The sequence below is a fragment of the Gemmobacter lanyuensis genome (assembly GCF_014652355.1).
GTDB classification, from domain to species: Bacteria; Pseudomonadota; Alphaproteobacteria; order Rhodobacterales; family Rhodobacteraceae; genus Gemmobacter; species Gemmobacter lanyuensis.
In genome coordinates, this window is sequence record NZ_BMYQ01000002.1 from 1 (window position 1) to 14,969 (window position 14,969).

A 14,969-nucleotide genomic window follows, 5' to 3' on the forward strand; every position below is an offset into this window, starting at 1 on the left:
GTCGTTCGGTGAAGCGGTTTCTAGGCCCATCACCACAAACCCGCAAGAGCAAAAAAGCAGGAGAAACGAAAAAACTTGAACAAGGGCCGTGAAAGCCCTTGTTTTATTGGCATCTTTTCTTCGTCGCGCCCCGTTTTCAGGCGCTTGTCAGGCCAGAATCCCCCCGTCGAAGGTGATCTGGCCCGCACAAATCGTCAGGGCGATTCCGGTTTTTCCGTACGACTCGGCCGGAATGGATTCGAGATCACCGTCGATCACCACCACATCCCCCGCGAGGCCGGGCACCAGACGCCCGGTCAGACCTTCCCAATGGGCGGCCCAGGCGCCGCCCGCAGTATAGGCGTGCAGCGTTTCCATCAGATCGAGCCGTTCATCGGCGCAATCATCGCCATAGGGCACGCGGGTGAGCGCCGCCTGAAGCCCCCGCATGATGCTGACATCGGTCACGGGCCAGTCCGATGCATAGGCCACGGGTGCGCCATGGTCCTTGAGCGTGCGCCACAGATAGGCGTCGCGGTGACGGTGGCGGGGGAAGCCCGTGGTCATGGTGGGTTCCATAGGGAAGTCCATCACCCCCGGCGGATGCGGAGGCTGCACGCTGGCGGTGATCCCCAACGCCCCAAGGCGGGGAATATCGGCACGGTCAATCAGCTCGATATGTTCGATGCGGTGGCGCAGGTCGCGCGAACCATTGGCAAGAGCCGCGGCCTCATAGCCATCAATCGTGACCCGCACCGCACCATCACCAATGGCATGCACGGCAATCTGTAGGCCACGCCGGTCAATCTCGGTGCAAATCTGCTTGAATCGGTCTGGGGTGAACAGCGGTTCGGCCCGATGCCCCGGCTTGCCCGGATAGTCATGGAGCATATAGGCGGTGCGGCTGTCGATCACCCCGTCCTGGAACATCTTCACGAAGCCCGAGCAGACCATCTCGGAATTGAAGTCCCGGGTCATCGCCTCGGCCCGGTCCAGTTCGGCCAAGTCCATATGGGGTTTGAAGTGGAAAGGCACCTTCACCCGCGCGGTCAGACGGCCCTCGGCCTCCATCTCGGACAGCAGGGTCAGGGTGTAGCGGTTGCCATCCATATTCACCATCGAGGTGATGCCATGCGCCGCCACATGCGCAAGGCCCGCGGCGATCTTGTCCTTGTCGGCGGCGCGTTGCGCGGCATCGGGCCAGGGGTCGGGTTCGCCCCCGGTGGCGATGCCCAGCTGCAGATGCGCCTCGCCCCCCAGGGCCAGCACGGGGCCGAAGGCCTCAAACTCGCGCAGCTCGCCGGTGGCCAGACCATCCTCGCCCATCACCACCTCATGCCCGTGGGGCATCTCGGCCCCATGCAGCAGCCCCGCCGCGGTCAGCGCGGCGGTATTGGCCCAGACGGTGTGATGATCAGGGGCCATCATGGCGATGGGGCGGTCAGGCAGCACGGCGTCCAGATCGTGCCGGGTGACAGGATGGTCAAGGATGCCATATTCCGCCCCCTGCGCCATCAACAGGGCCTTGTCCGGGTTCGCGGCGGCATATTCGGCGAAGGCGGCGCGCAGGTTTTCCATCCCGTGCAGCCCACCCAGTTGCAGCTGCGTAAGTTCGGCCCCGCCCAGCACCAGATGCAGGTGGCTTTCGACAAAGCCGGGCAGAACCGTCCGGCCGCCCACATCAATGACCCGCGTTTCCGGCCCCACAAAATGCGCAAGCCCCGCCACTGTGCCCACCGCCTGCACCCGACCCGCGCGCAGGGCGACAGCCTCGGCCCGGGGGCGGCCCGCGTCCATTGTCAGAACGCGGCCATTGGTCAGGATCAAATCGGCATGCATCGGGAACTCTCCTTGATTTGATCATATGTCGAGACCCAAGCCCCGGCGCCGTCAAGCACGCCGCCGACACCCTGTGTCGCGTTCCGCCCTATGCCGAAAAATCCACCCACATCCCGCTGATCAGCCCATCGATTCCGCAATGGCGCAGAGCATTTCGAACATGATCGACACGCCAAGGAACGCAGTCCCACCCGAGGGATCAAAGGGGGGCGAGACCTCAACAAGGTCCGCCCCGACAATCTTCACCCCGCGGAGGCCCTGCGCCACCTGCAGCGCCTGCCAGCTGGTCGGGCCACCCACCTCGGGCGTGCCGGTACCGGGCGCATAGGCCGGATCGACAAAGTCGATGTCGTAGCTCACGTAGGTTTCGCGTCCGGCGGCGCGGTCCCGCGCCTCGACCATCACATCTTCGGGGCCGCGGGCGTGAAATTCCTCAATCGGGATGACGCGGATCCCTACGGCCGTGGCGAAATCGCGGTCTTCACTGTCATAGGCGGTGCCGCGGATGCCGATCATGGTGACGCGTTGGGGGTCCAGCAGCCCCTCTTCCACCGCGCGGCGGAAGGGTGTGCCATGGGTATACATGGTGCCGCCGAAATAGCTGTGGAACAGATCGGTGTGGCTGTCGAAGTGGATCATCCCCAGCGGCCGGTCGCGCGCCAGCGCCCGCAGGATGGGAAGGCTGCACAGATGATCGCCCCCTGCGGTCAGCGGCACGATGCCCAGATCGCGCACGCGGCTATAGAACAGCTCCATCCGGCGCAGACTGTCCAGAACATCGGCCGGGTTGGGCCCCACATCGCCCAGATCGGCGCAGCGCACCCGTTCAAAGGGGCGCACCCCGGTGATGCCGTTCTGCGCGCGGATCATGGTCGAGGCATCGCGCAACTGCCGCGGCCCATGGCGCGGGCCGGGTCGGTTGGTGGTGCCCCCATCCCAGGGAGCGCCAATCAGGCCGACCTGCACCTCGGCGATGCGCGGGTGATCCAGCGGCACATGAGGCAGGCGCATGAAGCTTGGCACACCGGCAAAGCGCGGCAGATCAAAGCCGGAGACAGGGGTGAAAAATCCGTCTGACATTCGGGATGACCCTTGAAAAGGTGGCGGATTGCGTCACAAGACCACCCGCAGCCCGGTCTGTCATGCCGGAAAACGACACCGGGGTCGGGCGCGCCCTGCCCCGGCCCTTGACCCCCGCCCCAAGCTTTGCCTCAATCCCCAAAACCGAACAGGACGCCGCCATGACCCTTCCGCCCGAATCGCACCGCCCCAGCGCGGGACGTTCCTATATTGCCCCAGATGTGGAGATCACCGGCGACATCGGCTCTGACGGCACGGTGGAAATTCAGGGCCGCGTGCAGGGCAAGATCACCGCACGCACCCTTGTTCTGGGGCCCGAAGGCCAGGTCAACGGCACCATCGCCGCCGAAACTGTCGATCTGCGCGGCAAGGTTGATGGCAAGATCAGCGGCGCGGCCCTGACACTGCGGTCCACCGCGCAGGTGCAGGCCGACAGCAGCTATCAGACGCTTGCCATCGAAAACGGCGCCCGCGTCGAAGGCCGCTTCACCCGCGCGAAGGGCTGACCGGCGGGATGGAATAGGTCAGGCTGGCCCGGGCAATCGGGTCAGCCCCCCCTTCGGAATAAACCAGCACATCGCCCACGGCCAGAACCCGGCCCAGCTTGTGGATGCGGGTTTTCGCGATCAGGTCACGCCCCGCCGCGGGTTTCCGCATGAAATCGATGCTGCAACCGGTAGTCACGGCCAATGCCTGCGGGCCGATGCGCGACAGAAGGGCCAGATAGAAGGCCACATCCGCCAGCGCAAAGATCGACGGTCCCGACACCGTGCCCCCCGGACGCAGATGGCGGTCTTCGACCTTCAGCCGCAGGGTCAGTTCGGTCGCATCCACAGCGTCGACCACGAAATCGCCAGCCACCTGCGGAAACTCTGCCGCAAGGAAAGCCTGAAGGGCATTCACGTCCAAGGTCTGTCTCCTGCTCAGTGGTCGCCGGCGCTGCGGATGGCCTCGGCCAGCGCCTCGGGCAGGGCAAATTCGGCCAGCGCACGCGCACGCCCCTCGGCTGACATCTTGCGCGCCGTCTTGGCCACGATCTCGATCATGTTGTCATCGGGGTGCGTGGCTGCGAAGCCCGCGAAGTAAAACTGGATGAAGACAAAGCAGATCACATCTTCCAGCGCCTGCACCTCGGGGTCGCGCTTGATGCCTTCCTTCCGCAACAGAACGCCGACCCGCTCCTGTTCGGCATCGGTATAGCCTGCATCCGCCATGATCCCCGCAACCCGCGCGGCATGGCGGCGGGCCTGTTCGCGGCGCCATTCGAAATAGCCGGTCTTGCCTTCGGGATAGGCCGAGCGCGGCAAAAGCCAGCGTTCCACATGCTGCCCGCGCGCGGCAATCTGCAGCACCTCGCCCGCGTCGGGGAACAATCGTGCGAGTTCCGCGCTCATCCGTTCGCCGTAAAGAAGTGCGGCGGGGCGCCCGGCCTCTTGCGTCGGATCGCCTGCATTCGCCGCGTCGATGGCGGCCAGTGCCGCTGCCAGATTGCCCATCCGTGCCTCCCTCTTTTGTGCCAGATTGCGGCGGGGCGCGGCCGGGCGCAAGGCAGAAGCAAAACGCCGCCCGGTTGGGGCGGCGTTTCATTCATTCAGCCACGATCAGCTTGGGCTTGCCTTCCGGCGGGTTGGGCCTGCGGCTTTCCAGCTGCGAGACCCGCGCCTCCAGATCGGTCAACTCCTTGGTCACGGCCTCGGCGCCCAGCACCTCAAGCTCATGCTCTTTCGGGCCGATGAAGCCGCGCGACAACCGCACCAGCAGCCGCGACAGATCATCCATGATCAGGAAGAAGGCCGGAACCACCACCAGCGACAGCACGGTCGACACGATGATCCCGCCGATCACGGCGGTGGCCATGGGTGCGCGGAAGGCCCCGCCCTCCCCCACACCAAGCGCCGAAGGCAGCATCCCCGCCGACATGGCGATCGAGGTCATGACGATGGGCTGCGCGCGCTTGTGCCCGGCCTCCATCACCGCCTTCGCCCGGTCCATGCCCTGATTCCGCATCTCGATGGCAAAGTCGATCAGCAGAATGGCGTTCTTGGTCACGATCCCCATCAGCATCAGAATGCCGATCAGCACCGGCATCGACAGCGCCGAATTGGTCAGGATCAGCGCCCCGGCCACCCCGCCAATCGCCAGCGGCAGCGAGAAAAGGATGGTGAAGGGCTGAATCACCGACCGGAACAGCAGGATCAGCACCGTCAGCACCAGCATGAGGCCCATCAGCATGGCATTGCCAAAGCTGGCCATCAGTTCCTGCTGCACCTCGGCATCGCCCGCCTCGGCCACACGGACCGAAGGCGGAAGCTCGACCGAGGACACGATCTCATTGAACCGCGCCGTGGCCGTATCCAGTGCAATCCCCACCGGCAAGTTGGCCCCGATGGTCGCCTTGCGTTCGCGGTTCAGACGCTCCACCACCGACGGCCCTTGGGCGATGGTGATATCCGCCACCGCATTCAGCGGCACCGTGCCCCCGGTGACGGTGGCCACCTTCAGCGCACCGATCCGGGCGATATCGCCCCGCGTGGCATCATTGAAGCGCACGCGGACCGGGATCTGCCGGTTGTCGATGGTCAGCTTGGCCAGCGCCGCATCATAATCCCCGATGGTCGCCACCCGCAGCACATCGGCAATCGCGGCGGTCGTCACACCCAGACGGGCAGCTTCCTCAAGCTTCGGTTCGATGTGCAGTTCCGGCCGCGGCAGTGCGCCTTCCGACCCCACATTCGCCAGCAGCGGATCGCCCGAAAGCGCCCCTTCCAGCAAGGCCACGGCGGTGTTCAGATCGGCCTCACTGTTCGACAGGATCGAGAACGACAGATCGCGCTGCCCCCGGTCGTTCAGCTTCACGATACGCGAATCCGGCACCTTGTGCAGCAGGGTGAAAATTTCGGCCTCGATCTCATTCTGCGGGCGTTCGCGGCCAGCGCTTTGCACCTCGGGGACGATCCAAGACAGAACCGGGATGCTGTTCCCGATCTTGCCCAGCTTGTGCAGCAACGAATGGTCCAGTTTCTCCAGCAGCACCACGATCGACGCGCGGCGCAGGTCCAGATCCCCGGTGGGAGAGCTGCCCCCCACCACCAGCACACCACGCACGCCTTCGACATTGCGGATCAGCGCCGTCATCTCATCGGTGGTGCGTTCGGTTTCCTGAAGCGTGGTGCCCGGCGGCAGTTCGACCGACACGGAAATCCGGCTCACATCCTCGGGCGGCATGAAGCTGCCCGGCACTTGCAGCATGAAGAAGATCGACACCGCCAGCGCACCGAAGGCCCCTAGCAGGGTCAGATACTGGTGCCGCGTGGTCAGCGCGACCAGCCGCAGGTAATTGCGCATGGCCCAGCCGTCTTCGTGGTCTCCATGGCCTGCGGCATCCTTCGGTTTCATCAGATAAGCGGCCATCATCGGTGTGATGAGACGGGCCACCAACAAGGAGAACGCCACCGCTATGGCGACGGTCATGCCGAATTGTCGGAAATACTGCCCCGGAATCCCCGGCATGAAGCTGACAGGCACGAAGACCGCGATGATGGTGAAGGTGGTCGCAATCACCGCAAGGCCGATCTCGTCCGCGGCCTCGATGGCGGCGCGATAGGGTGATTTGCCCATTCGGATGTGGCGGGCGATGTTCTCGATCTCGACGATGGCGTCATCGACCAGAATGCCCGTTGCCAGCGTAATCGCCAGGAAGGACACGAGGTTGAGCGAGAAGCCCAGCATATCCATCAGCCAGAAGGTCGGTACCGCCGAAAGCGGCAGCGCCATGGCCGAGATCAGCGTCGCGCGCCAGTTCCGCAGGAAGGCAAAGACAACCAGCACCGCCAGCAGCGCCCCTTCCAGCAGGGTATGCAGCGCGGATTCGTAGTTGCCGTAGGTGTAGAAAACCGTGTCATCGACCAACTCGATCCCCACGCCTGGGTTGGCGGCGCGCAACTCATCCAGCGTCTGGTTCACGGTTTCAGCGACCGAAACCTCGGATGCGCCCTTGGCACGGAAGACAGCAAAGGTCACGACCGGCTTGCCGTCGAACCGCACGAAGGACCGCAGTTCCTCATAGGTGTCGGTGATGGTTCCCAGTTCCGACAAGCGGACATGGCGGCCATTCCCCACGGCGATCATGGTGTTGGACAGGGTCTGCACGGTCTGGGCATTGCCCAGCGTCCGGATCGCCTGTTCGCTGACGCCCAGTTCGGCGCGGCCCGAGCCGACATTGGTATTCGTCGCCCGCAGTTGCGCGCTGACGGTTTGCGCCGTCACCCCCCAGGAGCCGAGCTTGACCGGGTCCAGCTCGATACGGATTTCGCGGTCGGCCCCGCCATAGCGATCGACCTTGCCCACCCCGGCGCGGCCCTGCAGCGCGCGCTTGATGGTGTCATCCACAAACCAGGACAGTTCCTCCATCGTCATGTTCGGCGCGGTGACGGCATAAGTCAGGATCGCCTGCCCCTCGACGTCCACGCGGCTGACGATGGGTTCATCGACATCGGCAGGCAGGCTGCCGCGGATCTTGTCGATGGCATCTTTCACATCCTGCACGGCCTTGTCGGTGGGCACTTCCATGCGGAATTCCACCAGCGTCTGCGACTGGCCGTCGGTGATCTTGGTGGTGATGTTCTTCACCCCCGAGATGCCCGAGATCGAATCCTCGACCTCCTTGGCGACCTGCGTCTCAAGCTCGGCCGGGGCGGCACCGCCCTGCGAAACCGTCACCGCCACAAGCGGGACGTCGATATTGGGAAAGCGGGTGATCGGCAGCGTGTTGAAGCTTTGCCAGCCGAAGAGCATCAGCATCACAAAGGCCAAAAGCGGTGCGACCGGGTTCCGGATCGCCCATGCGGAGAAGTTCATCGCCCGTCCCTCACTGCGTTCCGGCCAGAACCGCGTTCACGCGATCCCCATCGCGCACGAAGGCGCCGGCCTTGGTCACCACCTGATCGCCCTCGGCCAGGCCAGAGCGGATCTCTACCAAACCGCCATCGCGGATTCCGGTTTCCACCTGCACCTGGCTGACCACGCCATTCGTCACTTTCATGACGCTTGCGCCCTGGGCCGAGGCACCCACCGCCGTCACCGGCACGGCCAGCGTCTCGCGCTCGGCCGCAAGGATTTCGGCATCGGCATACATCCCGGCGCGCACGACGCGGGCATTGTCCACCGTGATCCGCGCCGTGCCCAGCCGGGTCGAGGTGTTCACGCCGGGTTCCACCAGACGCACGGTGCCGCGCAGCGGTTCGGCCATTCCGACGGTGCGGATGGTCGCGCTCATACCCTGTTGCAGCTTGACCAGATCGGATTCGGCAATCTCGGCCTTCACCTCCAGCGCGCCATCCTTCATCAAGGTGAACATCGCCTGACCCGCGGCACTGGCCACGGCACCCACCTGGGCGTTACGGGCCAGAACCTCGCCCGCCACAGGCGCCACAACCTTGGTCCGCGTCAGGTTCAGTTCCACATTGGCCAGCTGCGCCTCGGCGCTTTCGACCTGGGCCTGTGCCGATTCCAGCGTTTGCTGCGATGCCGTCGCGCGCGCGGCGGCGGCGGTTGCCGCGGCCAGCGCCTGATCCAGCGCCGCCTGACTTGCATTGCCTGACTTGTTCAGCGCGCGGGTCCGATCCGCCACGCGCTGCGCCTCATCGGCCGAGGCGCGGGTTTCCAGCACCCCTGCTTCGGCCTGCGCGACCGAAGCCCGCGCCGCCGCCAGCGCCGCCTTCAGCTGGCTGCGCTGCAATTCCAGCGTCGAGGTGGACAGCCGCGCCAGAACCTGACCGGCCTCGACATAATCGCCAACATCGGCCTCAAGCGTCTCGATGGGCTGGCCTTCGACCAGAGGCTGCACCAGCACCTCTTCCACCGCGCCAACCAGACCGCCCGCGATCACACGATCTTTCAGCATCTGGCGCGTCACCTGCGACACCGAAATCGCGGGCAAGGCCTCTTGAACAGCAGGTTGTTCCGCCGTGGGGGCGGCTGCCTCGGCCCAGGCGAATCCCGGTGCGCCCGCCAAGGCCACGGCCAGAGCAAAATTGAATTTCCGCATCTTTTTCATTCCTTTGCCTTCGCCGCCGCCACCTCGTCGAGGATGACGTCAATAATACGTTGCACCAATTTGATCAGATCGGCCCGCTGTGGGTTTTCACCGCGATTGCCCTGCATGGCCACGGCCTTGACCAGCATCACCGCCATCGTGGCATGCGCGCCGAAGCGGCGTTCGGCCGCGTCCTGCGACAGCCCGGTGATGCGCGCAAAGACCAGCGTAAGGTAGCGGCTGATGTCGCGCTCCATCCCCTGCACCACGGCGGCGATTTCCGGCTTGCGGGCCGCCGCTGCGTTGATCTCGGCCCAGAGCGTGCCATCCCCGCAGCCCTGCGATTCTTCGGCGACCCGCTGATGCAGACCGTAGCGCAGGGCGAGGAAGGGATCGGGCGCCTGCAGCACCTCCGAGAATTTCTGGTCCACCTCGGTCAGATCGCGGCGGATGAGCGCCTCGACCATCGCAGCCTTGGAGGGGAAGTAACGGTAGAAATTGCCCACGCTCATGCCCGCCGCCCGCGCGAGTTCCTGCATCGACGCGCCATCAAAGCCACGTTCGGCAAAGGTGGTACGGATGCTGTCGAGGATCTCTTCCTCGCGTGGCCTTGGGGGGACGGACGGGTCCGTCTGGGTCGTGGAAAGCAGCACCGACATGGGCGCGAGTCTCCGGAGTGAACGTTCATTCACGCAGATGGAAGACTTTGGCCCTTTGGTCAAGAAAAAGCTGCATCCCCGGGGCCGCTTTTGCATGCGCCCGGCGATGATTGCCCGAATCTGCAGCCCGAAGGCCACAAGTTGATCAGGAATTCGCGGCCTGCACCCGCAGCTCGGCCCGGCGCCAGGCGTCTTTGGACCAGGCCAGCGCCAGCATCACCCCGATGCCACCAAAGATCAGCGCCACATCCAGCGCCATGCTGGGCGGGGCCACGGTCTTGATGCCGTTGCAGGTATAGCAAAGCACCACCCCGGTGGCGAAGACCGCCAACCCGTGCCGCCCCAGCATCGCAAACGGCGCGGCAAAGCGGCTGGCGCAGGCTGTCCGCACCGCCGGCCAGACGCTGAGGATATAGGCCAGCGCCAGCGCATGCGACAGCCGCGGCACCGACAGGAAGGTCTTGTCGAAGGCCGTGAAAAGCCAGGGCGCTTGCAGATATTTGGTGATGAGGTAGAGCGTATGGCCGAAGCCATCCGACACGACCTGCACCCGCGCCGCCAGAAGCGCAAACAGCAACCATGCCGCACACAGGGCTATCAGCCATCCGCGCTTCGGCACAAAACGCTCTCCCCGCCGCAGCGCAAGACCGGTCAGCAGACCCAGCGTGAAGATGAACTGCCAGCTCAGCGGGTTGAAGAACCAGCCGCCATTGTTGGGGTAATTCGGGAAGTTGACATAAAGCAGGGCTGCACCCAACCAGACCAGCCCGGAAATCCACAGCACGCCCCGTGGCCAACGCGCGCCCGACCACAGGATGACCGGCGAGACGAACAGCAGCACCGAATAAAGCGGCAGGATATTCGCATAGCCCAGCTGATGCGTCAGAATCGGCACGCCGATCAGGAATTCCAGCGGCTTGGTGTAAAGAACGTGGATCACGTTCTTCTGCATCATCAGGAAGCCACCAAAGAAATGCGCCGTCGCTGCCGCGATCCCCAGCGCCATCACGGTCGTCACAAGATGCACCTGATAAAGCGTCCAGACCCGTCGCCAGATCTTGCCCACACCCGCCCAATAGGGGCCGGTGCCGGTAAAGAACTTGCCATAGGCCATCCCCGCCGCGATCCCGGACATGAGGACAAAACCCTCGGCCGAGTCGGAAAAGCCGAAATTCCGCGTCGTCCAGTTTTCAAACACGGTGCCGGGGGTGTGGTTGATGAAGATCATCACCAGCGCCAGACCGCGCAGCACATCCAGCCGGGGGTCGCGCGTCGTGCGGACCTCAGACCCCCGCATGGCTGACCTCGGCCGTCAGCGACACGTCTTTCATTGCGATCATCTCATTCTCCCACTGGCCGAGGATCTCGCGCTGGCGGCGCATCACCGGGGCTTCCTCCAGGTCGGTCGGCGTGGTGAAAATCCGGCTCGTCGCAGGCCGCGAGGACCAGCTGATGATGACAGGCGACAGCATCATCGGCACCAGAACCGGCAGCATCCACACCACCAGACCGGGGGCGAGATACCACGTCCCGACCAGCCCGACGAGGCCCGTCGAAACAACCCAGTGGCTTGCCGCCCAGGCTTCACCAAGGCTCAGCCGGGCATCACCACGGTTATTGGTGGGCCAGCCGCCATCGCGCCCCAGCAGCACCTGAAAGACGCTGCGCGTCTGATAGGCCAGCAGCGCAGGCGCCGAAAGCGAGGAGAACAGCAGCTCGGCCAGCATCGAGGCAAACGCCCGGACCGGGCCGCCAAAGGCGCGGGCGCGCCCGCTCATCGCGGCATGAAGGGCCACGGCGAATTTCGGCAGGATCAGCAGGCCGAACACACCGATGGCCAGACCGATCGCCTTTGAGGCTTCGGCCTGCGGGAAGATCGGGAAAGGCCAGTAAGGTTCGGGGAAGTAGTCAGGCGCGGGTGCAAAGAACGGCGCCGCGATCGAAGCCAGCATGAAGCCGATCCAGAACAGCGGCGAGATATAGGCCATGATGCCCTGGAAAAAGACAAAACGGCTCCAGGGTTTCAGGCCGGGGGCATGCAGCAGCCGGGCATGTTGCAGGTTGCCCTGGCACCAGCGGCGGTCACGCTTGGCGTGATCCACCAGGTTCTCCGGGCCTTCCTCGAAACTGCCGCCCAGATCGTCATCCAGCCGCACCCGCCAGCCCGCGCGCGCCAGCAGCGCCGCCTCGACGTAATCATGGCTCATGATATGGCCGCCGAACGGGGGCTTGCCGCGCAATTCGGGCAGGCCGCAGCTTTCGGCAAAGGCGCGCACCCGCACCATCGCATTATGGCCCCAGAACGGGCCGGTGCGCCCCTGCATCATCGCAAGACCGCGGGCAAAGACGGGCGAATGGAAGGCCGCGGAAAACTGCATCGCGCGGCCAAAGCGCGTTTCGGCCCGTGTCACGACCGGAAGGGTCTGCAGCAAACCGATATCGGGCTCTGCCTGCATGCGGCGCGCCATCTCGACGATTGTGGCGCCTTCCATCAGGCTGTCGGCGTCAAGGATCAGCGCAAGGTCATAGGCCCCGCCGGATTTCTGGATGAAATCCTCGACATTGCCGGCCTTCTTGCCCTTGTTGTCAGTGCGGCGGCGGTAGAAGATCCGTCCCTCGGCCTTGCGGTCCTGCACAAGACGCAAGAACCAAAGGCGTTCACGCGCGGCGATGGTTTCGTTGCGGCTGTCCGACAGGATGGCAAAGTGGAACAGATGGCCCTGCCCCGTCGCCTGCAGGCTTTCGTCCATGGCAGCCACGCGGGAAAAGGTGGTCACCGGATCTTCGTTATAGACCGGCACCAGCACCACGCAGCGTTCCGTCAGCGGGCCTTCCAGCGCCCTCGCGGGCGGCTCGGCGCGCGTGGTCAGACCCATCAGGCCCTGCACGGCCCCCCAGGCCAGCCACCAGGTGGAAATCAGGATCAGCGCGGCCCGCAGCACATCGACCACGTCGCGTCCGTCCGACCAGCCGAACTGCAGGAACAGCATGAATGCGCCCGCCCCCGCAAGGAGGCTGAGCACGATCGCAACCCCGCGCGGCAGGATTGCGCTGTCACGCGCGCCCGCGGCGCGCGCCACCGGTGGTGTCATGGATTACATCTCCTGACGCGGAGCCGATCCCAGATGCAGCATCGTCAGAATGGCACGGCCCGCGCGACGGAGCGAGAGGGGCTCGGCCGATTCCAGAACCTGTTTGGGCATGACCAGCGGCGCCACGACCGGTGCGCCCATATCCTGCACCAGACGCTCGATCTCGACGCCCGAAAGAGAAGCAATGTTCGTCATCACGCGTTGATCCATTGATAAAGCCAGGTTTCGGTCAGTTTGCGGCCATAGCCCGCGAGGTGGGCCACCATCTCGACGGTAGCGCCTTCCTCGGCCTTCACGTCGAAGGCCAGACGCCACACATCACTGCCCCAGACTCGCTGGAAGCTCTGGGCCACGATCTCACCGCCATGGACGGTCAGAATCGGGGTCACGTCGCCATCGGCAGGCAGCGGGTTCAGCGGACCACCGGTAAAGTCGATCACGAACTTGCGGGTATTTTCGGCACTTTCGACGCCCGAAACACCACCGACGCCCGACCGGGTCTCCAGCACCCAGGCAAGATCGGTACGATCTTCCACCGGCAGGTTGCCCCAGCGCAGGCGATAGGCAAATTCACGAGAGTCCCCCGCCTTGATGGCGCCTTCCGGCGTCCAGAAGGCGACGATATTGTCATTCACCTCAAGATCCGAAGGGATCTCGACCAGACGGACGACGCCTTTGCCCCAGTCCCCGATCGGCTCCACCTCAAGCGAGGGGCGACGTTCGTACCGCGCCTCGGAATCCTGATAGTGTTCAAAATCACGGTCGCGCTGGTGCAGGCCGAAGGCACGCGGGTTTTCTTCCGCAAGGAAGGCGCCCGACAGGCGCGGCGGGTTGTTCAGCGGGCGCCACAGCACATCGCCATCGGCCCGGGTGATACGCAGACCGTCACTGTCGTGGACCTGCGGGCGATAATCGTCAAAGGCGTGACGGTTGCGCTCGGAGAAGAGATACATCGAGGTCAGCGGCGCAATGCCCAGCTGCAGCACGTCGGCGCGGAAGAACAGACGTGCGGTGACGTCCATTTCGGTTTCTTCGCCGGGGCGGATGGCAAAACGATAGGCCCCGGTAACCGAGGGCGATTCCAGCGCGGCATAGACCACGACCTCGCGCACGCCCGGCGCAGGCTTTTCCACCCAGAAAGAAGAAAAGCGCGGGAATTCTTCGGCAGTGTCGGTTGCGGTGTTCAGCGCCAGACCGCGGGCCGACAGGCCATAGCCCGAGGCCGCACCCAACGCGCGGAAATAAGAGGCGCCGAGGAAAGCGACCACTTCATCCATCACATCCAGACGGTTCAGCGGATAGTGCAGGCGGAAGCCCGCCACGCCCGGCATCTTCTCGCCCGCCGGAACCTTGGCCGCCAGTTCGTTCAGGAAGCGGAAATCGTCGGTGGTGAAGGGCATGTCGGTGGCGACACCGTCCTTCACCTCGTAAAGGTTGACGGGTTCGGCAAAGAGCCAGCCCATCGGGAAGGCATGCAGCTGGAACTGGCTGCCCTCATCCCCGGCCCAGCGGGCGCGTTCAGGATCATAGCTGACCAGACGGTAGTCGTCATATTTCAGCCCGGCAAAGAAACCGCTGATCTTTTCCGGGGCGACGTAGGGCTGTGCGGCCTTGTCCTTCATCGCGGCAGTCAGCGAATCGAAGGAGAATTGCTGCGGTGCGGCAGCAGCAGGCGCATCCTGCGCCAGAACGGCCCCTGAACGCAGGCCAATGGCCGAAAGGGCACTGGTCGAAGCGGCTGCAAGGATCAGCGCGCGGCGGGACAGAGAGGGCACGGCAGCACGGCCGAAGAGCATGGTGTCTATTTCCAGCGTTTACAGGGCTTGCGACGGCTCGCCCACTTCCGGGGTGCTATATCTATGTGCAGCCACGCTTTGCAAGATCACCTCGACGGGTCGTGATTTTCTAGGCGCGAATCTGCCCGGCTGTTGCATTGCAGCAAAGGGGGCTTGGCGCTTCCTTGCGCAAAGCACGCGGGCCGGGGAATTTTCTTGCCAAAGCAAGAGGCATCGTCCCGAAAGACGCTTACCAATGGGGCGGTTTCTGATCGGCCAAGGGAATCGCCCCCGCCCCGTCCCGCTCCATCGCCTCACGTTCCGCCTCGCGCTCCAGAAGCAACAGGACGCGGCGTTTCAGCTGATCAATCTCAAGCGCCTGACTGGCCATCACGTCCGACAGATCCTCGACCGTCCGTGTCAGATGCGCGAGCAATTCTTCCATTGCGGTAATGCGTTCCATCCCAGCCTCCACTTGTCCCGAAGGCCCCCATCCGCTAAGGCAGGCCCG

General features: G+C 64.5%; 13 protein-coding genes. 1 reads left to right on the top strand and 12 read right to left on the bottom strand.

Going from position 1 to position 14,969, the window contains the following annotated elements; all coding sequences use genetic code 11:
- Positions 1–147: 147 nt before the first annotated feature.
- Both IE101_RS05125 and IE101_RS05130 read right to left on the bottom strand, forming a co-directional pair.
- On the bottom strand, positions 148–1,818 hold the full coding sequence (locus IE101_RS05125) for an amidohydrolase (RefSeq protein WP_189632747.1): 1,671 nt from the start codon (positions 1,816–1,818) through the stop codon (positions 148–150).
- 120 nt (positions 1,819–1,938) lie between these two features.
- Positions 1,939–2,898, bottom strand: a complete 960-nt coding sequence (locus tag IE101_RS05130; RefSeq protein WP_189632748.1) for an agmatinase — start codon at positions 2,896–2,898, stop codon at positions 1,939–1,941.
- Between the two features lie 161 nt (positions 2,899–3,059).
- Between IE101_RS05130 and IE101_RS05135 the strand changes: the two genes are divergently transcribed.
- Entirely contained in the window at positions 3,060–3,404 is a 345-nt protein-coding gene (locus IE101_RS05135) for a bactofilin family protein (protein WP_189632749.1), read from the top strand.
- Here the strand turns inward: IE101_RS05135 and IE101_RS05140 are convergent.
- The 10 genes from IE101_RS05140 to IE101_RS05185 form a co-directional block, all read right to left on the bottom strand.
- A complete protein-coding gene (locus IE101_RS05140; RefSeq protein ID WP_189632750.1) occupies positions 3,385–3,807 on the bottom strand; it encodes a PaaI family thioesterase in 423 nt (140 codons plus the stop codon). The genes IE101_RS05135 and IE101_RS05140 overlap by 20 nt on opposite strands.
- Before the next feature lie 14 nt (positions 3,808–3,821).
- Positions 3,822–4,394 carry a DUF4202 domain-containing protein gene (locus tag IE101_RS05145; protein ID WP_189632751.1) on the bottom strand — a complete coding sequence of 191 codons (573 nt, stop codon included), beginning with the start codon at positions 4,392–4,394 and terminating at the stop codon, positions 3,822–3,824.
- 91 nt (positions 4,395–4,485) lie between these two features.
- Positions 4,486–7,755 carry an efflux RND transporter permease subunit gene (locus IE101_RS05150; protein ID WP_189632752.1) on the bottom strand — a complete coding sequence of 1,090 codons (3,270 nt, stop codon included), beginning with the start codon at positions 7,753–7,755 and terminating at the stop codon, positions 4,486–4,488.
- A 10-nt stretch (positions 7,756–7,765) separates the two neighbouring features.
- Positions 7,766–8,944, bottom strand: a complete 1,179-nt coding sequence (locus tag IE101_RS05155) for an efflux RND transporter periplasmic adaptor subunit (RefSeq protein ID WP_189632753.1) — start codon at positions 8,942–8,944, stop codon at positions 7,766–7,768.
- A gap of 5 nt (positions 8,945–8,949) precedes the next feature.
- Positions 8,950–9,591 (bottom strand): TetR/AcrR family transcriptional regulator, encoded by a 642-nt coding sequence (locus IE101_RS05160; protein ID WP_189632754.1) that lies wholly within the window; start codon positions 9,589–9,591, stop codon positions 8,950–8,952.
- A gap of 145 nt (positions 9,592–9,736) precedes the next feature.
- Positions 9,737–10,888: an OpgC family protein gene (locus tag IE101_RS05165; protein ID WP_189632755.1), complete on the bottom strand. Its 1,152-nt coding sequence runs from the start codon at positions 10,886–10,888 to the stop codon at positions 9,737–9,739.
- Positions 10,875–12,683 (bottom strand): glucans biosynthesis glucosyltransferase MdoH, encoded by a 1,809-nt coding sequence (gene mdoH / locus IE101_RS05170; RefSeq protein ID WP_189632756.1) that lies wholly within the window; start codon positions 12,681–12,683, stop codon positions 10,875–10,877. Before mdoH ends, IE101_RS05165 begins: the two co-directional genes overlap by 14 nt.
- A 3-nt stretch (positions 12,684–12,686) precedes the next feature.
- Positions 12,687–12,878 carry a hypothetical protein gene (locus IE101_RS05175; RefSeq protein WP_189632757.1) on the bottom strand — a complete coding sequence of 64 codons (192 nt, stop codon included), beginning with the start codon at positions 12,876–12,878 and terminating at the stop codon, positions 12,687–12,689.
- Complete coding sequence (locus IE101_RS05180) at positions 12,878–14,479, bottom strand: OpgD/OpgG family glucan biosynthesis protein (protein ID WP_189632758.1); 1,602 nt, start codon at positions 14,477–14,479, stop codon at positions 12,878–12,880. Before IE101_RS05180 ends, IE101_RS05175 begins: the two co-directional genes overlap by 1 nt.
- Before the next feature lie 229 nt (positions 14,480–14,708).
- Positions 14,709–14,921 (bottom strand): SlyX family protein, encoded by a 213-nt coding sequence (locus IE101_RS05185; RefSeq protein ID WP_189632759.1) that lies wholly within the window; start codon positions 14,919–14,921, stop codon positions 14,709–14,711.
- Positions 14,922–14,969: the final 48 nt, after the last annotated feature.